The sequence below is a fragment of the Streptomyces sp. NPDC028711 genome, assembly GCF_055565415.1.
The window spans coordinates 211,722-229,473 of record NZ_JBVHUJ010000004.1; the positions used below are offsets into that span (position 1 = coordinate 211,722).

Genomic DNA, 17,752 nt, shown 5'->3' on the forward strand with positions numbered 1-17,752 from the left:
GCCCGCCCCTAATGTGGAGGGATGGAGTTTTCGCCCGGCTGCCCGTTGATCGACGTCGCCGCCACGTACATGCCCCGGCTCTCGGAGTTCACCTTCGAGCCGGGGCTCGTGGCCGCCGTCGACCAGCACGCGGCCGCCGTGTGCGACGCCCTCGTCCCCGCCCAGCGGGGACCGGAGAGCCGGACCGTGCGGCGGGAGGAGCTCGCCGACTACGTCCTCGGGTTCACCGACTGGCTCTCCGAGGTCGACTGGACCGAGCCCGTCGGCCATGACTTCGCGACCCTGCGCCTGACGGCGGTCTGCTGGCTGATCCGGGAGCACGACCTGCTCCTGGACGCCTGACACTCCGGCCTACATCGGGTCCATCGGGGGCTCCTGGCCGGGACGGCGCTCCGGAGTCTCGCCCCGCCCCATGCCCTGCTGTCCCATGCCCTGCTGCCTCTCGCCCCGCGCCATCCGCTCCTGCGCCGAGGGCATCCCGCTCCGGGCGTCCTCGCGGCCCCTCTGGTAGGCCGCCACCTGGTCCTTGGCCCGCCCGGTCTCCGACTCGGCCGCCGAGAGCCAGCGCTCCCAGCGTCCCCGCATCGGGGTGACGAGACCGCCGCCGACACCGACGATCACGACGCCCGCGATCATCGCGAGCACGGCCGTGAGCACCGGTCCGGTCACCGAGGTAGCGATGCCCGCCTGGCTCAGCGCGGCGATCACGCCGAGGCCGACGATGAACGCCCAGGCCGCCGTGGCGAGGATCTTGCCGTAGGACGTCTGGCTCAGCGCGCCGCCGACGATGTCCCGTACCGCGCGGGCGATGGCCATGGCCACGACGACGATGACGCAGGCGACGATCGCCTTGGGCAGCCAGGCGACGATGCCGTTGATCATGACGCTGACCGGGTTGGGGCCGAAGACCCCGAAGGCCAGCTGGAGGGCGATCAGCAGGACCGCGTAGTAGAGGATCTTGGCGATGATGCCGGTGGCGTCGTACTTCGATCCCTTGAGGGTGTTCGCGACGCCGCTGCGCTCGGCCATCCGCTCGAAGCCGACGCGGCGGAGCAGCCGGTCGGCGACCTTGGCGATCATCTTGGCGACGAACCAGCCGATGAGCAGGATCGCGAGGAAGCCGATGAACTTCGGTACGAACTCGGCGACGGCGGACCACGCGTCCGTGAATCCCCGGCCGAAGTCGACCGAGAGGGCGAGGGGCTGCGACATGGAGCCTTCTCCACTCGGGAGGGCCCCGTCCGTTCGGGGGCCTGGAACTCCGACGTAACTACGGGTGGCCCGCGCCCGCCCGCTGTCAGCGCCCAGGCTGGGCCGATGGGGTGGGAACCGGGGGCTCCGCCGCCGTCGCGGGGCCCGCTTCCGCCGCCGCCGTGGCCTTCGCCGTCTCGACCGCGGCGCGGCTGCGGCGGGCCGTGCGCAGGGCGTCCCAGGTGAGGATCGTCAGGGCCAGCCAGACGAGGGAGAAGCCGGCCCACCGCTCCGGCGGCATCGCCTCGTGGAAGTAGAGGATCCCGAGGAGGAACTGGAAGGTCGGCGCGAGGTACTGGAGGAGTCCGAGCGTCGACAGCGGTACGCGGATCGCCGCCGCCCCGAAGCAGACGAGCGGGACCGCCGTGACGATGCCGGTGGCGGCGAGCAGGAGCGTGTGCCCGGCGCCGTGACCGCCGAAGGCGAGGGTGTCCTGGGTGCCGAGCCAGACGAGGTAGCCGAGGGCGGGCAGGAACTGGACGGCGGTCTCGGCGGCGAGCGATTCCAGGCCGCCGATGTTGACCTTCTTCTTCACCAGGCCGTAGAGGGCGAAGGAGAAGGCCAGGGTGAGGGAGATCCAGGGCGGCTGCCCGTACCCGATGGCCAGGACGAGGACGGCGGCGAAGCCGATGCCGACGGCGGCCCACTGCGCGGGGCGCAGCCGTTCCTGGAGGACGAGGACGCCGAGGGCGATGGTGACGAGCGGGTTGATGAAGTAGCCGAGGGAGGCCTCGACGACATGGCCCGTGTTGACGGACCAGATGTAGAGGCCCCAGTTCACCGTGATGACGGAGGCGGCGACGGTGATCAGGGCGAGCTTGCGCGGGCTGCGGACGAGCTCGCGTATCCAGCCCCAGCGGCGCAGGGCGAGCAGGGCGAGGCCGACGAAGGCCAGGGACCACACCATCCGGTGGGCGAGGATCTCGATCGCCCCGGCCGGCTTGAGCAGGGGCCAGAACAGCGGGACCAGCCCCCACATGCCGTAGGCGCCGATCCCGTAGAGCAATCCCGCTCGCTCCGTGTTCTCCGTGGTCTCCGTCTTCACCGGACCTCCCGCCCTGTGCCGCGCTGTCGTGTCGACGGTAGCGCCGCGCGGGGCGGGTTGTCATGCCCGTACCGCAATACGGTCATGACAATTCGGTGTTGTCGTTCAGGAGGCGGCGAGCGCGGCCCTGATCGACTCGGCGATCGGGGTGGTCGGACGGCCGATGAGCCGGGCCAGGTCGCCGTTGCGCCGGGCGAGCGCGCCGCGCTCGACGGCCCGGTCGACGTCGACCAGGATCTCGGCGAAGGGCGCGGGGACGCCGGCGCCGGTGAGGATCGCGAGGTGGGTCTCGGCGGGGACGTTGCTGTACGCGATCTCCCGGCCGGTCTGCGCGGCGACCGCGGCCGCGTACTCGGCGAGCGACCAGGCGGTGTCACCGCTCAGCTCGTACGCCCTGTTCAGGTGCTCATCGGCCGGGCCGGTCAGGACCGCGGCCGCCGCCGCGGCGTAGTCGGCGCGGCTCGCGGAGGCGACCCTGCCCTCGCCCGCGTTGGCGACGACGGCGCCGTGGGCCAGGACGGGGGCGAGGTTGGCCGTGTAGTTCTCGGAGTACCAGCCGTTGCGGAGGAAGGTGTACGGCAGGTCCGAGGCGAGGATCAGCCGCTCGGTCTCCTTGTGCTCGGCGGCCAGGTCGAAGTCGGCCTCGTCGCCGCCGAGGACACCGGTGTACGCGAGCTGGGCCACGCCCGCCGCCTTCGCCGCGCTGATCACGGCGGCGTGCTGGGCGACTCGCTGCCCGACCTCGCTGCCCGAGATCAGGAGCACCCGGTCACCGGCCTCGAAGGCGCCCGCCAGGGTCTCCGGCCGGCTGTAGTCGGCGATCCGCAGCTCGACACCGCGCTCGGCGAGGCCGGCCGCCTTCTCCTTGTTCCGGACGACGGCGGCGACGGACTCGGCGGGGACGGTGGCGAGGAGGGCGTCGATGACGAGACGGCCGAGCTCTCCGGTGGCTCCGGTGACGACGATGCTCATGGTGCTTCCTTTTCCCGTGGGCTGCGGTGGGCGATCCGCTCACCGGTACTCACCATACGGAGGGCGCTAACCTTTCGAAAGTACCCACTTTGAAGTAAGGTACTGGCATGGAGGTAAGGGGAACGGTGCCGGGGCAGCCCATGAAGGCCGATGTGAACGAACCCATGTGCCCCTCGCGGCTCGTCCTCGAACACGTCACCAGCCGCTGGGGCGTCCTGATCCTCGCGGCCCTCCTGGAGCGCTCGTACCGCTTCAGCGAACTCCGCCGCCGGATCGGCGGCGTCAGCGAGAAGATGCTCGCCCAGACCCTCCAGACCCTGGAGCGCGACGGCTTCGTCCACCGCGACGCCAAGCCCGTCATCCCGCCCCGCGTCGATTACACCCTCACCGACCTGGGCACGGAGGCCGCCCGCCAGGTCTGGGAGCTGGCCCGCTGGACGGAGCGCCAGGTCGGGGCCGTGGAGGAGGCCCGCGCGCGATACGACGACGAACGTCGCGGGCGCGCCACGGATCCGTCCCCATGACGGTGTGACCGACGCGGGAAGGGCCCGGTCCGCGGGTGTGCGGACCGGGCCCTTCTCCGGCGGCTGTCAGCCGACGACCGTCCAGGTGTCGTTCCCCGCGAGGAGCTGGCCGAGGTCGCCCTTGCCGTACCGCTCCACCGCCGTCTCCAGCTGATCGGCCATCAGCGTGTCGTACACCGGCCGGTCCACCGAACGGAACACCCCGATGGGCGTCTGGTGGAGGGTGTCCGGGTCGGCGAGCCGGGAGAGCGCGAAGGCGGTGGTCGGGGTGGCCGCGTGGGCGTCGTGGACGAGGATCCGCGACTCGTTCTCCGGCGTGACCGTGACGACCTGGAGGTCGCCGGTCGCCGGGTCGCGGACCACGCCCTTCTCGTCCTCGGCGCCGAAGCGGATCGGCTGCCCGTGCGTGAGGCGGATGACCGCCTCCTTCGCCTGGTCCTTGTCCTTGAGGACCTCGAACGCGCCGTCGTTGAAGATGTTGCAGTTCTGGTAGATCTCGACGAGTGCCGTGCCGTTGTGGTCGGCGGCCTGCCGCAGCACCTCGGTGAGGTGCTTGCGGTCGGAGTCGACCGTACGGGCCACGAAGGAGGCCTCCGCGCCGAGCGCGAGCGACACCGGGTTGAAGGGCGCGTCGAGCGAGCCCATCGGCGTCGACTTGGTGATCTTGCCGACCTCGGACGTGGGGCTGTACTGGCCCTTGGTCAGGCCGTAGATCCGGTTGTTGAACAGCAGGATCTTGAGGTTGACGTTGCGGCGCAGCGCGTGGATGAGGTGGTTGCCGCCGATGGACAGCGCGTCGCCGTCGCCGGTGACGACCCAGACGGACAGGTCGCGGCGGGAGGTGGCGAGGCCGGTGGCGATGGCCGGGGCGCGGCCGTGGATGGAGTGCATCCCGTAGGTGTTCATGTAGTACGGGAAGCGGGAGGAGCAGCCGATGCCGGAGACGAAGACGATGTTCTCCTTCGCCAGGCCGAGCTCGGGCATGAAGCCCTGCACGGCGGCGAGGACCGCGTAGTCACCGCAGCCCGGACACCAGCGGACCTCCTGGTCGGACTTGAAGTCCTTCATCGACTGCTTGGCCTCGGCCTTGGGCACCAGGCTCAGCAGGGTCTCCGAGGGCTCAGGCATCGATGGCCTCCTTGAGGGCTGCGGCGAGCTGCTCGGCCTTGAACGGCATGCCGTTGACCTGGGTGTGGCTGCGGGCGTCGACGAGGTACTTCGCCCGGACGAGGGTGGCGAGCTGCCCGAGGTTCATCTCGGGGATCACGACCTTCTCGTATCCCTTCAGGACCTCGCCGAGGTTCTTCGGGAAGGGGTTGAGGTGCCGCAGATGGGCCTGGGCGATGTGCCCGCCCGCCCTGCGGATGCGGCGGACGGCCGCCGTGATCGGCCCGTAGGTGGAGCCCCAGCCGAGCACCAGGGTGCTCGCGCCGTCCGGGTCGTCGACCTCGACGTCGGGCACGTCGATGCCGTCGATCTTGGCCTGCCGGGTGCGGACCATGAACTCGTGGTTGGCGGGGTCGTACGAGATGTTGCCCGTGCCGTCCTGCTTCTCGATGCCGCCGATCCGGTGTTCGAGCCCCGGCGTGCCCGGTACGGCCCACGGGCGGGCCAGGGTCTCCGGGTCGCGCTTGTACGGCCAGAAGACCTCGGTGCCGTCGTCGAGCGTGTGGTTCGGCCCGGTGGCGAACTGCGTCCGCAGGTCGGGGAGCTCCTCGACGTCCGGGATGCGCCAGGGCTCGGAGCCGTTGGCGAGATAGCCGTCGGAGAGGAGGAAGACGGGCGTGCGGTACGTGAGGGCGATCCGGGCCGCCTCGATCGCCGCGTCGAAGCAGTCGGCGGGCGTCCGCGGGGCGACGACCGGCACCGGCGCCTCGCCGTTGCGGCCGTACATGGCCTGCAGAAGGTCCGCCTGCTCGGTCTTGGTGGGCAGACCGGTGGACGGGCCGCCGCGCTGGATGTCGACGACGAGCAGCGGCAGCTCCAGGGAGACCGCGAGCCCGATCGTCTCCGACTTGAGCGCCACGCCGGGGCCGGAGGTGGTGGTCACGGCGAGCGAGCCGCCGAAGGCCGCGCCGAGCGCGGCGCCGATGCCGGCGATCTCGTCCTCTGCCTGGAAGGTCCGCACGCCGAAGTTCTTGTGCTTCGACAGCTCGTGCAGGATGTCCGAGGCCGGAGTGATGGGGTACGAGCCCAGGTAGAGCGGCAGGTCCGCCTGCCGGCCCGCGGCGATCAGTCCGTACGACAGGGCCAGGTTCCCCGAGATGTTCCGGTACGTGCCGGTGGGGAAGGCCTGGGTCGCGGGGGCGATCTCGTAGGAGACGGCGAAGTCCTCGGTGGTCTCGCCGAAGTTCCAGCCGGCCCGGAAGGCGGCCACGTTGGCCTCGGCGATCTGCGGCTTCTTCGCGAACTTGCTCCGCAGGAAGGTCTCGGTGCCCTCGGTCGGCCGGTGGTACATCCAGGAGAGCAGCCCGAGCGCGAACATGTTCTTGCTCCGCTCGGCCTCCTTCCGGGTGAGACCGAACTCCTTCAGGGCCTCCACGGTCAGGGTCGTCAGCGGCACCGGGTGGACCCGGTAGCCGTCGAGCGAACCGTCCTCCAGGGGCGAGACGTCCCAGCCGATCTTCTTCATGGCCCGGGGAGCGAACTCGTCGGTGTTGACGATGATCTCGCCACCTCGCGGTACGTCGCCCAGGTTGGCCTTGAGGGCGGCGGGGTTCATCGCGACCAGCACGTTCGGGGCGTCGCCCGGGGTCAGGATGTCGTGGTCGGCGAAGTGCAGCTGGAAGGACGACACGCCCGGCAGGGTTCCGGCGGGTGCCCGGATCTCGGCCGGGAAGTTCGGCAGCGTGGAGAGGTCGTTCCCGAAGGACGCCGTCTCCGAGGTGAACCGGTCACCCGTCAGCTGCATACCGTCGCCGGAGTCACCCGCGAATCGGATGATCACCCGGTCGAGACGGCGCACTTCCTTCTCTGTGCCGTGGTGCGGCTTCGCCGGGGCGGTGCGCTGCTCCCCGAGCAGCGCCTCACCGGCCTCGCTACTGACCTGGCTGGTCACTGAACTGGACCTCCCTCGCGGCAAGGGGACTCTCCGCCGGAGGCGGGAGAAGGCTCGGGCGCGGTCGGCCGATCACCGTCCGTCCCGAGGCCCACCCTACGACGACAGGGAGGGCCTTCCCGGGACTTCTCACATCGTGGACCTCTTTTTGAGACGCCCTCTTGCCCTGAATCGTCACGTTCTGTCACTGACGAGAGTTCCGGAATGTCTGATTCCGCCCCCTCCGGGCCCCAGGCCCGCAGGGCGGGGGCGGACGGCCTCCGCTCCCCCCGTCACCTGACAGAGTGTCAGATCCTCAGGATCTCAGATACGTCAACACCGCGAGTACCCGTCGATGATCGCCGTCACTCGGTGAAAGGCCCAGCTTCAGGAAAATGTTGCTGATGTGCTTCTCCACCGCGCCGTCGCTCACGACCAGCGCCTTCGCGATCGCCGAGTTCGTCCGGCCCTCCGCCATCAGACCGAGCACCTCCCGCTCGCGCGGCGTCAGGTTCGCGAGCACGTCCTGCTGACGGCTCCGGCCGAGCAGCTGCTGCACGACCTCGGGATCCAGCGCCGTACCACCGCCGGCGACCCGCACGACCGCGTCCACGAACTCACGGACCTCGGCGACCCGGTCCTTCAGCAGATAACCGACGCCCCGGCTGGAACCGGCCAGAAGTTCGGTGGCGTACTGCTCCTCGACGTACTGCGAAAGGACCAGTACCCCGAGGCCCGGATACTCCTTGCGCAGCCGCACCGCGGCCCGTACGCCCTCGTCCGTGTGCGTCGGCGGCATCCGTACGTCCGCCACCACCACGTCCGGCAGCGCGCCCTGCCCGGCGAGGCCGGCGACGGTCTCGACGAGCGCGTCCCCGTCCCCGACGCCCGCGACGACCTCATGCCCCAGATCGGTCAGGAGCCGCGTCAGCCCCTCCCGGAGCAGCACTGAATCCTCGGCGATGACCACACGCACCGCCCCCTCTTGCCCACCCACGCCGTAGAGCCCCCATGTTCCGTGTCGTCCGATGCGGGGTCCAGCATCGCACTGAGGGACTGGCCTACGGCCTGTTGTGGCCGTACGTCCTTGCCGCCGCCGCGGGGCGGGCGCGACGGACGGCGCCCCTGCCCGGGCCCAGGCTCCTCGCGGGTACGGCGCTCACGGGGCCGATGCCCTGTTCAAGGGGCACGTCACCCCCGCCAAGGCAACTCCACCGTCACCGTCGTGGGCCCGCCCCCCGGCGAGTCCACCGCCAGCACCCCGTCCACCGCCCCCACCCGCTCCGCGAGGCCCGCGAGACTCCGCCCCGCCACCGACTCCGCCCCGCCCACCCCGTCGTCCCGGACCTGGAGCATCAGACGGTCCTCCGTCCGCCACACGTCCACCCAGGCCCGCCGCGCCCGCGCGTGCTCGGTGACGTTCCGCAGCAGCTCGGAGACCGTGAAGTACGCGATTCCCTCGATCGCCGGCACCGGCCGGGCCGGCAGGTCGACGTCCACCGACACCGGGACCGCGCACCGGGAGGCGACCGCGGAGAGCGCCGCGTCGAGGCCACGGTCGGTGAGGACCGCCGGGTGGATGCCCCGGGCGAGGTCCCGCAGCTCCTTGAGCGCGAGCTTCACCTCGCCGTGCGCCTCGCCGACCAGCACCGCCGCCGCCTGCGGGTCCTCCGTGAGCTTCTCCTTGGCGAGCCCCAGGTCCATGGCGAGCGCCGCGAGCCGGGCCTGAGCACCGTCGTGCAGGTCGCGTTCGATGCGCCGCAGGTCGGCCGCGGCGGTGTCGACGACCACGCCCCGGTCGGTCTCCAGCTCGGTCACGCGGGAGGCGAGCCGCGAGGGGCCGAGGAGGCCGGAGACCAGGAGCCGGTCGACGGCGACGAACCCGCGGAGGAGCCACGGCCCGACCATCACGAACAGGAGCCCGATCAGGCTCGTCACGGCGATCTCGAAGGGCGAGTCGAGGTAGAGGTCGTGGGTTCCGTCGCCGTACAGCTGGAGGCCGTCCTGTCCCAGGTACGCGGGGAAGACCCACTGCCACAGCGGGTACAGGAAGAGGCCCCAGCCCCAGGACCAGAACGCCACCGTCACCGAGAACGAGAACACCGCCCACGGCATGTGCAGGACCGCGTACAGCAGGTGCCGCCACGACGCCCCGCTCTTCAGCATGGCGCCCATCCAGGAGAAGGCCCCGCCGGTCCGGCCCCGTACCGGCTCGGGAGCCCGCACGTCGAGGTCGAGGAGCGCGCGCGCCCTCGCCCGCTCGACCGCGCCGAAGCCCCGGCACATGGCGAGGGCCCCGGCCAGGATCGGCACGCCGAGGAAGGTGATGAGCAGTCCGGCGCCGGCCGACACGAAGGCGATGGAGAGCGCGAACCAGCAGACGCTCAGCGGAAGCCCGATCAGTACGTGGAGGAAGGCCCGCCAGGTGCGGGCCTCGAACGGCGCGCGGATCGCGGCGGGGAGTCGGTGGGAGGCCATCGCGGGGTCCTTCGCTGGGTGGGTTGTGTACGTGTTCCAGGGTTCCGTCCGGGACCGGCCGGGACCATGAGGCGGGTGGGCGTCTGAGGGCGGGGGTTTTCCCTACCTGCGGCGCCGCAGGACGTCCCGGGCGACCGGCCCGGGACGACCTGAGCGACCGATCGGGGACGTCACGGGCAACCGCGACGACCTGAGCGACCGATCGGGGACGTCACGGGTGACCGCCCCCGGCCGTCACCGCCACCCGCCCCAGGTCGTCCCCCGAGCCTCACCGGGACCGACCCCCCCGGCCGCACGCCCTCACCCCGCGGAACGCGCCCGCCACGGCAGCTCCGCCGTGACCGTCGTGGGCCCGCCCTCCGGGGAGTCCAGGACGAGCAGCCCGTCCACCGCCCCCAGTCGTTCCGCGAGCCCCGCGAGCCCCGTGCCGCCGTCGAAGCGGGCCCCGCCCGTCCCGTCGTCCCGTACCTGGAGCAGCAGCCGGTCCTTCGTCCGCCACACCTCCACGGACGCGGACCGGGCACGCGCGTGCTTGGAGACGTTCTGGAGCAGTTCCGACACCGTGAAGTACGCGATGCCCTCGATCGCCTCCGCCGGCCGCTCCTCCAGGTCCACCGTCACCTTCACCGGCACCGTGCACCGCGCCGAGACGGAGGAGAGCGCGGCGCTGAGCCCCCGGTCGGTGAGGACCGCCGGGTGGATGCCCCGGGCGAGGTCCCGCAGCTCCTGGAGCGCGAGCTTCACCTCGCCGTGCGCCTCGTCGACCATCGTCGCGGCCGCCTCCGGGTCGTCGAGGAGCTTCTCCTTCGCGAGCCCGAGCCCCATCGCGAGGGCGACGAGCCGGGCCTGCGCGCCGTCGTGCAGGTCGCGTTCGATGCGCCGCAGGTCGGCCGCGGCGGTGTCGACGACCACGCCCCGGTCCGACTCCAGCTCGGCGATCCGCCGCTCCAGCTCGTCTGAGGGCGAGAGAAGCCCCCGCACCATGCCCCGGTCGGCGTTGGTCAGGCCCCGGGAGAGGAAGGGGAGCACCGGCCAGAGGACGATCAGCGAGACCAGGGCGACCGTGAACGTCACGATCCCCCAGGGCAGCCGGATCAGCCCGTACAGCTGGGTCCGCCACGCCACCGGGTCCTTCAGCGAGGTCCACAGCCAGCCGAAGAAGCCGCCGGGCAGCGGCAGCCGGGACGGCTCGGCGACCTCGACCCCCAGCAGCCCGCGCGCCCGTGCCCGCTCCGAGCGGCCGATGAGGCGCGCCCCGCCGAGCCCGAGGGCGAGCAGCGGAAGCCCGATCACGGTGACCGAGAGGGCGACGCCGAGGACGACGCTGACGACCGCGTAGACGAAACCGGCCAGGGCCGTGAACAGGTTGGAGAGGAGGAAAGCGATCTCCTTCCAGGTCTCCTTGCCGTAGGCGAGGCGCAGCGGCGGACGCGGGGCGACGGCGGAGCCGGAGGGGCCGGCGGAGTCATGATCAGCGGTCATGCTCCCCAGACTGCCGGTCCGGGGCCGTGCGACGCCATGGGGGAGGTGGGTGAGGGGCAGGGGGGATATCCCCACCAGCAGCGCGTACGCGACTGCTTACGGTCCCTTTAGCAGGGCCTAGACTCGCGTCCGTACAGAAGTGACTCATGAGACACCGAGACCGAGGGGCGGACGTGCGGGAACCCACCGTTGTCGCGGCCGACGCGGCGGACTACTTCCAGACGTATTCCGTCGTCGGCCTGCTCGCCGTCGTCGGCGTGCTCTTCGTCGCCGTGGCGTTCGGCGCGGGCCGGCTGCTCAGGCCCGTCGTGCCGACGCCCGAGAAACTCCTCACGTACGAGTGCGGTGTCGACCCCGTGGGGGAGGGCTGGGCCCACACCCAGGTCCGCTACTACGTGTACGCCTTCCTCTACGTCATCTTCGCCGTCGACTCGATCTTCCTCTTCCCCTGGGCGACGGTCTTCGCCGCGCCCGGCTACGGCGCCACGACCCTGGTCGAGATGTTCGTCTTCCTCGGCTTCCTGGCCGTGGGGCTGCTCTACGCGTACAAGAAGGGCGTCCTGTCATGGACGTAACACCGCTGCCCGCTCCGAAGCTGGGGACGCTCGCCCGGCTGGCCCCCGAGCCGATGAAGGTGGTCCTGAACTGGGGCCGCCGCTACAGCCTGTGGGTCTTCAACTTCGGGCTCGCCTGCTGCGCGATCGAGTTCATCGCCGCGTCGATGGCCCGCCACGACTTCATCCGGCTCGGCGTCATCCCGTTCGCGCCGGGCCCGCGCCAGGCCGACCTGATGATCGTCTCGGGCACGGTGACGGACAAGATGGCGCCGGCCGTGAAGCGCCTGTACGAGCAGATGCCGGAACCGAAGTACGTCATCTCCTTCGGCGCCTGCTCGAACTGCGGAGGCCCGTACTGGGACTCGTACTCCGTCACCAAGGGCGTGGACCAGATCATCCCGGTCGACGTCTACGTCCCCGGCTGCCCGCCCCGCCCCGAGGCGCTGCTCCAGGGCATCCTCAAGCTCCAGGAGAAGATCGCGCGGGAGAGCCTGGCGGAGCGGTACGCGAGCGCCGCCTCGGTCTCCCAGCTGACGAGCCCCCTGGTGACTCCGCCCGGAGGCGCGGCATGACGGCCTACGACTCCCTCCCCGCCTCCGTGACGGAGATCTTCGGCGAGGAGGCGACGGCGGAGCAGGCGTACGACCTGCTGACCGTCGACGTCCCGCCGGCGTCCTGGATCGAGGCGCTCACGACGGCACGCGACGTGCTCGGCTGCACGTACTTCGACTGGCTGAGCGCGGTCGACGAGCCGGGCACGGGCTTCCGGGTCTGCGCGCACGTGGTGTCCCTCGCGGAGGGCCGCCCGCGCCGCCTCCTCGTCCGTACGACCGTCCCGCACTCCGCCGCCGCCCTGCCCACGGCGATCGGGGTGTACGCGGGCGCGGGCTGGCACGAACGCGAGACGCACGAGATGTTCGGGGTGGACTTCACCGGCCATCCCCACCTCGTCCCCCTCCTGCTCCCCGAGAACTTCGAGGGCCACCCGCTGCGCAAGGACTTCGTCCTCGCGGCCCGGGTCGCCAAGGCGTGGCCGGGCGCGAAGGAACCGGGCGAGTCCCACGACGGCGGCGGCCCGAAGCGCCGCCAGATGCTCCCGCCGGGCGTCCCGGACCCCAACGAATGGGGCCCCCTCAAGGGCCAGCTCCCCCCGGCCCCGTCCCGCCCGGCACGAGCGACGGGAGACCGCCCGGCCCGAGCGGCGACGGGCGACCGCCCGGCCCGCCGAACCCGCTCGGTGGGAGAGGGCTCGGCGAGCCAGGCCCCTGCCGCGGCCCCCGAGCCGGGAGCCGCGGCTCCGCAGCCGGGCACGACCGCCGAAGCCCCGGCGCGCCCGCCGCGCCGCTCGCGCTCGGTGTCGGAGGGCTCGGCAAGCCAGACGCCCGCCGTGGCCCCCGAGCCGGGAGCATCGGCGTCGGAACCGGGTACGGGGACCGACACCCCGGCGGCCCCGGCGCGCCCGCCGCGCCGCTCGCGCTCGGCGTCGGAGGGCTCGGCGAGCCAGACGCCCCCGGAGCCGTCCGCCGGCCCGGCCGCTCCGCGCACCCGCAGCTCGGACGCCCCCTGGCACCACGCCAGCCCGGCCTTCGACGAGGAGCCGCCCCTTCCGGAGCCCCCGGCAAAGCCGAAGCCCCCGGCCGAGCCGGAGCCCGGCACGGAGCCGGAGCCCGGCACGGAGCCGGAGCCCGGCACGGAGCCCGAGCCCGGCACGGAGCCCGAGCCCGGCACGGAGCCCGAGCCCGGCACGGAGCCCGAGCCCGGCACGGGACCGGAGCCCAGCACCGAGCCCGAGCCGGAGCCCAGCACCGAGCCCGAGCCCGAGCCCGGCACCGAGCCCCGCACCCGCCCGGAGGCCCCCCGCCCCCACGACCCCACCGCCCCGCAGGGCGACCGCGTCGACCCCACCACCCCCGCCGGAGGCGATCCCGCGTGAACGACGTACTCGACGTCGCCCTCCGGCTGCTCGTCGTCTTCGCCGTCTTCCTCGTCCTGCCCCTCGTCGTCGGGCAGACCGAGCACAAGGTCATGGCCCACATGCAGGGCCGCCTCGGCCCCATGTACGCCGGCGGGTTCCACGGCTGGGCCCAGCTCGTCGCCGACGGGGTGAAGTTCGCGCAGAAGGAGGACGTCGTCCCCAAGGACGCCGACCGGCGGGTCTTCCAGCTCGCGCCGGCCGTCGCCCTCCTCCCGTACCTCCTCGTCCTCGTCGCGATCCCGATCGGCCCGAGCGAGGGCGCAGTCGGCCAGGTCGTCGACGCCGGCATCTTCTTCGTGCTCGCCGTGATGGGCGTCGGCGTCCTCGGCAGCCTGATGGCCGGCTGGGCGTCCGCCAACAAGTTCTCGCTGCTCGGCGGCCTCCGTACCGCCGCCCAGCTCCTCGCGTACGAGCTGCCGATGCTGCTCGCCGCCGCCTCCGTGGCGATGGCCGCCGGCACCGTCTCCCTCCCCGGCATCCTGAACGCCTTCGAGTGGTGGTGGCTGCCCTGGCAGATCGTCGGCGCGCTGGTGTTCTTCGTGGCCGGGCTCGCGGAGCTCCAGCGGCCCCCGTTCGACATGCCCGTCGCCGACTCCGAGATCATCTTCGGCGCGTACACCGAGTACACCGGTCTCCGCTTCGCCCTGTTCCTGCTCGCCGAGTACGCCGGCATCGTCGTCCTGTGCGGTCTCACCACCGTCCTGTTCCTCGGCGGCTGGCACGGCCCCTTCGGCGCGGACGGTCTCGGCTGGGTGTGGACCCTGCTCAAGACCGCCGTCCTCGCGTTCGTCGTGATCTGGCTGCGGGTGAGCTACCCGCGGCTGCGTGAGGACCAGCTCCAGAAGCTGGCCTGGACGACGCTCGTCCCGCTCGCCCTCGCGCAGATCGCGCTCACCGGCATCGTGAAGGTGGCGATCCAGTAATGCCCATCCCCGGTTCCGGCCTCGCCAAGGGCCTCGCCGTCACGCTCCGCACGATGACGAAGAAGACCGTCACCGCGCAGTACCCGGACGTCCAGCCCGAGCTCCCGCCCCGCACCCGCGGGGTCATCGGGCTGTTCGAGGAGAACTGCACGGTCTGCATGCTCTGCGCCCGTGAGTGCCCCGACTGGTGCATCTACATCGACTCCCACAAGGAGACGGTGCCGGCCGCCGCCCCCGGCGGCCGCGAGCGCAGCCGGAACGTCCTCGACCGCTTCGCCATCGACTTCGCCCTCTGCATGTACTGCGGCATCTGCATCGAGGTGTGCCCGTTCGACGCGCTGTTCTGGTCGCCCGAGTTCGAGTACGCGGAGACCGACATCCACGAGCTCACCCACGAGCGCGACAAGCTCCGCGAGTGGATGTGGACGGTCCCCGAACCGCCCGCGCTCGACCCGCGTGCGGAGGAGCCGAAGGAGATCGCGGCCGCCCGCAAGTCCGCGGAGAAGGCCGCCGCCCAGGCCGAGGCCCAGGAGGAGCAGCAGTGACCCTCGCAGCCGAAGCCGCCGAAGTCGCGGCAGCCACCGCCGCCGCCACCGCACAGCAGACCCACGGCTTCCTGTCGCCGACCGGCGTCGAGATCGCGTTCCTCCTCGTCGGCCTCGTCACCCTCGGCGCCGCCCTCGTCACCGTCACCACGCGCCAGCTGGTGCACGCCGCGCTCTGGCTGGTCGTGGCGCTCGGCGGCCTCGCCGTGGAGTACCTGCTCCTGACCGCCGAGTTCATCGCCTGGGTGCAGGTCCTGATCTACGTCGGTTCCGTCGTCGTCCTCCTCCTGTTCGGTCTCATGCTCACCAAGGCCCCCATCGGCCACTCCCCGGACGCCGACTCCCGCAACAAGCCGGTGGCGATCGCGGTCGCCCTGGCCGCCGCGGCCGCGCTCGTCTGGGTCGTCGTCGACGCGTTCCGTACGACCTGGATCGACCTGGACGGAGCCGTGCAGGGCTCGACGAAGGTGTCCGGCGAGATCCTCTTCCGGCACTGGGTGCTGCCCTTCGAGGCGCTGTCCGTCCTCCTCCTGGCCGCCCTCGTCGGCGCGATCGTCATCTCCCGCAAGAAGCGGGAGGAGCAGCGCTGATGCATCTCGTCTACCCGGCCGTCCTCGCCGCCCTCCTCTTCGCCATCGGCGTGTACGGCGTCCTCGCCCGCCGCAACGCGATCCTGGTCCTGATGTCCGTCGAGCTGATGCTCAACGCCGTCAACCTCAACCTGGTCGCCTTCGACGTCTGGCTCCGCGACACCCTCCACGCCGGCCAGGCGCTCACCCTCTTCACCATCGCCATCGCCGCCGCGGAGATCGGCATCGGTCTCGCGATCGTCCTGATGGTCCACCGCAACAAGGGCACGTCGGACGTCGACCGCCTCCGCGACACGGCGGAGGACCCGCACGAGAGCACCGGCGAGAGCAGCACCGACGACACGCCCACCGGCGAGAAGGCCGAGGCCACCGCGTGACCACCACGACCCTGGCCGTCCTCGTCCCCCTCCTGCCGTTCCTCGGTTCCGCCGCCGGACTCCTGCTCGGCCGCACCGCGCCCGGCTTCGTCCGCCCGCTCGCCGTCCTCCCGACGCTCGCCGCCGCCGTCCTCGCCGTCCTCGTCGCCGCCCGCCAGGGCGGTGGGAAGGCGATCGACGCGGCCACGCAGCTCACCCCCACCGGCTCGGTCCCCGTCGACCTGGCCCTTCACATCGACGGCTTCGCCGCTCTCGTCGCCGTCCTCGTCGGCGTCGTCGCCACCTGTGTGCAGATCTACTCGACCGGCTACCTCCGCGAGGACCCGCGCTACCCCTCGTACGCCGCGCTCGTCTCCCTCTTCACCTCCGCGATGCTGCTCGTCGTCTACTCCGGCGACCTGATGGTGCTCCTGGTCGGCTGGGAGATCATGGGCATCTGCTCGTACTTCCTCGTCGGCCACTACTGGGAGACCCCCGAGGCGCGGGCCGCCTCCCTGAAGGCCTTCCTCGTCACCAAGCTCGGTGACGTCCCCTTCCTCATCGGTCTCTTCGCGCTCGCCGCCGACGCCGGCACCTTCCGGATCACCGGCGTCCTCGGCGCCGTCGCGAGCGGCGGTATCGACCACCCCACTCTGATCGCGCTGCTGCTGCTCGCCGGTGTGGCGGGCAAGTCGGCACAGTTCCCGCTGCACACCTGGCTCCCGGACGCCATGGCCGGCCCCACCCCCGTCTCCGCGCTCATCCACGCGGCGACGATGGTCGCCGCCGGCATCTACTTCACGGCCCGGCTGCTGCCCGTCTTCGCCGCCTCCGCCGCCGCGATGACCGTGCTCGCCGTGATGGCCGCGATCACGATGGTCGGCTCGGCGCTCGCCGCGCTCGCCCAGGACGACATCAAGCGGGTCCTCGCCTACTCGACGATCGGCCAGCTCGGCTACATGGCCGGAGCCCTCGCCGTCGGCGACCGCAGCGCCGCCGTCTTCCACCTCCTCTCGCACGCCGCCTTCAAGGCGCTGCTCTTCCTCGCCGCCGGCGCGGTCATCCACGCCGCCGGTACGAACTCGCTGACCGCGATGTCCCGCATGAGCGGCCTCGCGAAGCGCATCCCGGACGCCTACTGGACGATGACCGTCGCCCTTCTCGCGCTCGCCGCGATCCCGCCCTTCGCCGGCTTCTTCTCCAAGGAGGCCGTCCTGGTGGCCGCCGAGCACACCGCGCTCGGGGACCGGGCCGTCCAGGCAGCCCCCGCCGCGGCCGGCTGGACCGTCCTCGTCGCCGGGCTCCTGACCGCCCTGCTCACCGCCGCCTACGCGCTCCGCCTCTGGCTGCGGACCTTCCGCGGCCGGGGCGCCGAAGCCCCGGACCACGGCCGCCAGCCGATCGCCATGACCAGCGTCCTGTGGGTCCTCGCGATCCCCTCCCTCGGCTTCGGGCTCACCGCCACGTACGTCGACGACTGGTTCGACGGGCACGCCCTCACCCCGACGCTCACCACGGCCGTCCTGGGCACGGGCCTCGCCGTCGCCGGAGCCGCGATCACCTACGCGGTCTGGCGCACCCTCGCCGCCCGCACCCCGGTCGCGGCCCCCGTCCCGCACGTGGCCCACCCCGACGCCGAAGCCGGCCTCGTCGAGGCGGAGGCGCTGCACCTGCCGCACCCGGCCGGCGACCCGGCCGACCCCGGCCGCGCCCTCCTCGGGCCGCTGCACGGCCCCGCCGCCGACGGCTTCCACCTGGACGCCGTCTACCGGACGGCGTTCGTCCGGCCCGTCCTCGCCGCCGCCTCCCTGGTCCGCTTCCTGGACCGCGAGGTCGTCGACACCTACGTCCGCGCCGCGAGCGGTTCCGCCAAGGGTCTCGGCTGGCTCGTCCGCCGCGCCCAGACCGGCAACGTCCAGACCTACCTGAGCGCCCTGCTCGCCGGCTCCGTCGTCCTGGCGATCGCCGCCGTCGCCCTCGCCAACGCCGTCGCCGGAGCGTGAGCCGTGATCGATAT

The 17,752-nt window shown here is 72.1% G+C and carries 18 protein-coding genes; 10 read left to right on the forward strand and 8 right to left on the reverse strand.

Translation table 11 applies throughout. The features are described from left to right. Window positions 1–21 precede the first annotated feature (21 nt). Complete coding sequence (locus ACZ4VK_RS15380) at window positions 22–342, forward strand: DUF6401 family natural product biosynthesis protein (RefSeq protein ID WP_468352428.1); 321 nt, start codon at window positions 22–24, stop codon at window positions 340–342. 9 nt (window positions 343–351) lie between these two features. On the opposite strand, the gene ACZ4VK_RS15385 is transcribed toward ACZ4VK_RS15380, so the two are convergent. The 3 genes from ACZ4VK_RS15385 to ACZ4VK_RS15395 form a co-directional block, all read right to left on the reverse strand. Beyond that, entirely contained in the window at window positions 352–1,212 is an 861-nt protein-coding gene (locus tag ACZ4VK_RS15385; RefSeq protein ID WP_468352430.1) for a mechanosensitive ion channel family protein, read from the reverse strand. Window positions 1,213–1,297: 85 nt separating this feature from the next. Further along, the gene (gene rarD, locus ACZ4VK_RS15390; protein ID WP_468353284.1) at window positions 1,298–2,230 is read right to left on the reverse strand and encodes an EamA family transporter RarD; all 933 of its coding nucleotides are present in this window, start codon (window positions 2,228–2,230) and stop codon (window positions 1,298–1,300) included. A 171-nt stretch (window positions 2,231–2,401) separates the two neighbouring features. After that, window positions 2,402–3,268: an NmrA family NAD(P)-binding protein gene (locus ACZ4VK_RS15395; RefSeq protein WP_468352432.1), complete on the reverse strand. Its 867-nt coding sequence runs from the start codon at window positions 3,266–3,268 to the stop codon at window positions 2,402–2,404. Between the two features lie 107 nt (window positions 3,269–3,375). On the opposite strand from ACZ4VK_RS15395, the gene ACZ4VK_RS15400 reads away from it, so the two are divergent. Further along, on the forward strand, window positions 3,376–3,792 hold the full coding sequence (locus ACZ4VK_RS15400; protein ID WP_468352434.1) for a winged helix-turn-helix transcriptional regulator: 417 nt from the start codon (window positions 3,376–3,378) through the stop codon (window positions 3,790–3,792). A gap of 66 nt (window positions 3,793–3,858) precedes the next feature. On the opposite strand, the gene ACZ4VK_RS15405 is transcribed toward ACZ4VK_RS15400, so the two are convergent. The 5 genes from ACZ4VK_RS15405 to ACZ4VK_RS15425 form a co-directional block, all read right to left on the reverse strand. Then, window positions 3,859–4,920 carry a 2-oxoacid:ferredoxin oxidoreductase subunit beta gene (locus ACZ4VK_RS15405; protein WP_468352436.1) on the reverse strand — a complete coding sequence of 354 codons (1,062 nt, stop codon included), beginning with the start codon at window positions 4,918–4,920 and terminating at the stop codon, window positions 3,859–3,861. Continuing rightward, window positions 4,913–6,850, reverse strand: a complete 1,938-nt coding sequence (locus tag ACZ4VK_RS15410) for a 2-oxoacid:acceptor oxidoreductase subunit alpha (protein WP_468352437.1) — start codon at window positions 6,848–6,850, stop codon at window positions 4,913–4,915. The genes ACZ4VK_RS15405 and ACZ4VK_RS15410 overlap by 8 nt, the downstream gene beginning before the upstream one ends. A 295-nt stretch (window positions 6,851–7,145) precedes the next feature. Beyond that, window positions 7,146–7,805: a LuxR C-terminal-related transcriptional regulator gene (locus ACZ4VK_RS15415; protein WP_389680934.1), complete on the reverse strand. Its 660-nt coding sequence runs from the start codon at window positions 7,803–7,805 to the stop codon at window positions 7,146–7,148. Window positions 7,806–8,020: 215 nt separating this feature from the next. Continuing rightward, entirely contained in the window at window positions 8,021–9,307 is a 1,287-nt protein-coding gene (locus ACZ4VK_RS15420; RefSeq protein WP_468352440.1) for a sensor histidine kinase, read from the reverse strand. 300 nt (window positions 9,308–9,607) lie between these two features. After that, a complete protein-coding gene (locus ACZ4VK_RS15425) occupies window positions 9,608–10,789 on the reverse strand; it encodes a sensor histidine kinase (protein ID WP_468352443.1) in 1,182 nt (393 codons plus the stop codon). A gap of 146 nt (window positions 10,790–10,935) precedes the next feature. On the opposite strand from ACZ4VK_RS15425, the gene ACZ4VK_RS15430 reads away from it, so the two are divergent. Genes ACZ4VK_RS15430 through ACZ4VK_RS15465 form a run of 8 tightly spaced genes read left to right on the forward strand, consistent with a single transcriptional unit; the run spans window position 10,936 to window position 17,738 of the window. Further along, window positions 10,936–11,364, forward strand: coding sequence for an NADH-quinone oxidoreductase subunit A (locus tag ACZ4VK_RS15430; RefSeq protein WP_189800433.1), 429 nt, complete (start codon window positions 10,936–10,938; stop codon window positions 11,362–11,364). Further along, complete coding sequence (locus tag ACZ4VK_RS15435) at window positions 11,355–11,918, forward strand: NADH-quinone oxidoreductase subunit B (RefSeq protein WP_468352445.1); 564 nt, start codon at window positions 11,355–11,357, stop codon at window positions 11,916–11,918. The genes ACZ4VK_RS15430 and ACZ4VK_RS15435 overlap by 10 nt, the downstream gene beginning before the upstream one ends. Further along, complete coding sequence (locus ACZ4VK_RS15440; RefSeq protein WP_468352447.1) at window positions 11,915–13,279, forward strand: NADH-quinone oxidoreductase subunit C; 1,365 nt, start codon at window positions 11,915–11,917, stop codon at window positions 13,277–13,279. Before ACZ4VK_RS15435 ends, ACZ4VK_RS15440 begins: the two co-directional genes overlap by 4 nt. Then, entirely contained in the window at window positions 13,276–14,244 is a 969-nt protein-coding gene (locus ACZ4VK_RS15445; protein ID WP_365784084.1) for a complex I subunit 1/NuoH family protein, read from the forward strand. The genes ACZ4VK_RS15440 and ACZ4VK_RS15445 overlap by 4 nt, the downstream gene beginning before the upstream one ends. Further along, entirely contained in the window at window positions 14,244–14,789 is a 546-nt protein-coding gene (locus ACZ4VK_RS15450) for a NuoI/complex I 23 kDa subunit family protein (RefSeq protein ID WP_468352449.1), read from the forward strand. Before ACZ4VK_RS15445 ends, ACZ4VK_RS15450 begins: the two co-directional genes overlap by 1 nt. Next, window positions 14,786–15,379: an NADH-quinone oxidoreductase subunit J family protein gene (locus tag ACZ4VK_RS15455; RefSeq protein WP_468352452.1), complete on the forward strand. Its 594-nt coding sequence runs from the start codon at window positions 14,786–14,788 to the stop codon at window positions 15,377–15,379. The genes ACZ4VK_RS15450 and ACZ4VK_RS15455 overlap by 4 nt, the downstream gene beginning before the upstream one ends. After that, window positions 15,379–15,756, forward strand: a complete 378-nt coding sequence (gene nuoK / locus ACZ4VK_RS15460; protein ID WP_468352453.1) for an NADH-quinone oxidoreductase subunit NuoK — start codon at window positions 15,379–15,381, stop codon at window positions 15,754–15,756. Before ACZ4VK_RS15455 ends, nuoK begins: the two co-directional genes overlap by 1 nt. After that, window positions 15,753–17,738, forward strand: a complete 1,986-nt coding sequence (locus ACZ4VK_RS15465) for an NADH-quinone oxidoreductase subunit 5 family protein (protein WP_468352455.1) — start codon at window positions 15,753–15,755, stop codon at window positions 17,736–17,738. The genes nuoK and ACZ4VK_RS15465 overlap by 4 nt, the downstream gene beginning before the upstream one ends. Window positions 17,739–17,752 lie beyond the last annotated feature (14 nt).

Bases quoted from the DNA above. Each gene is read 5' to 3' on its own strand.
- ACZ4VK_RS15435 (WP_468352445.1), top strand. From the start codon at position 11,355: ATGGACGTAACACCGCTGCCCGCTCCGAAGCTGGGGACGCTCGCCCGG.
- ACZ4VK_RS15385 (WP_468352430.1), bottom strand. From the start codon at position 1,212: ATGTCGCAGCCCCTCGCCCTCTCGGTCGACTTCGGCCGGGGATTCACG.
- ACZ4VK_RS15405 (WP_468352436.1), bottom strand. From the start codon at position 4,920: ATGCCTGAGCCCTCGGAGACCCTGCTGAGCCTGGTGCCCAAGGCCGAG.
- ACZ4VK_RS15400 (WP_468352434.1), top strand. From the start codon at position 3,376: ATGGAGGTAAGGGGAACGGTGCCGGGGCAGCCCATGAAGGCCGATGTG.
- ACZ4VK_RS15380 (WP_468352428.1), top strand. From the start codon at position 22: ATGGAGTTTTCGCCCGGCTGCCCGTTGATCGACGTCGCCGCCACGTAC.
- ACZ4VK_RS15425 (WP_468352443.1), bottom strand. From the start codon at position 10,789: ATGACCGCTGATCATGACTCCGCCGGCCCCTCCGGCTCCGCCGTCGCC.
- nuoK (WP_468352453.1), top strand. From the start codon at position 15,379: ATGCATCTCGTCTACCCGGCCGTCCTCGCCGCCCTCCTCTTCGCCATC.
- ACZ4VK_RS15450 (WP_468352449.1), top strand. From the start codon at position 14,244: ATGCCCATCCCCGGTTCCGGCCTCGCCAAGGGCCTCGCCGTCACGCTC.
- ACZ4VK_RS15420 (WP_468352440.1), bottom strand. From the start codon at position 9,307: ATGGCCTCCCACCGACTCCCCGCCGCGATCCGCGCGCCGTTCGAGGCC.
- ACZ4VK_RS15440 (WP_468352447.1), top strand. From the start codon at position 11,915: ATGACGGCCTACGACTCCCTCCCCGCCTCCGTGACGGAGATCTTCGGC.
- ACZ4VK_RS15395 (WP_468352432.1), bottom strand. From the start codon at position 3,268: ATGAGCATCGTCGTCACCGGAGCCACCGGAGAGCTCGGCCGTCTCGTC.
- rarD (WP_468353284.1), bottom strand. From the start codon at position 2,230: ATGTGGGGGCTGGTCCCGCTGTTCTGGCCCCTGCTCAAGCCGGCCGGG.
- ACZ4VK_RS15430 (WP_189800433.1), top strand. From the start codon at position 10,936: ATGAGACACCGAGACCGAGGGGCGGACGTGCGGGAACCCACCGTTGTC.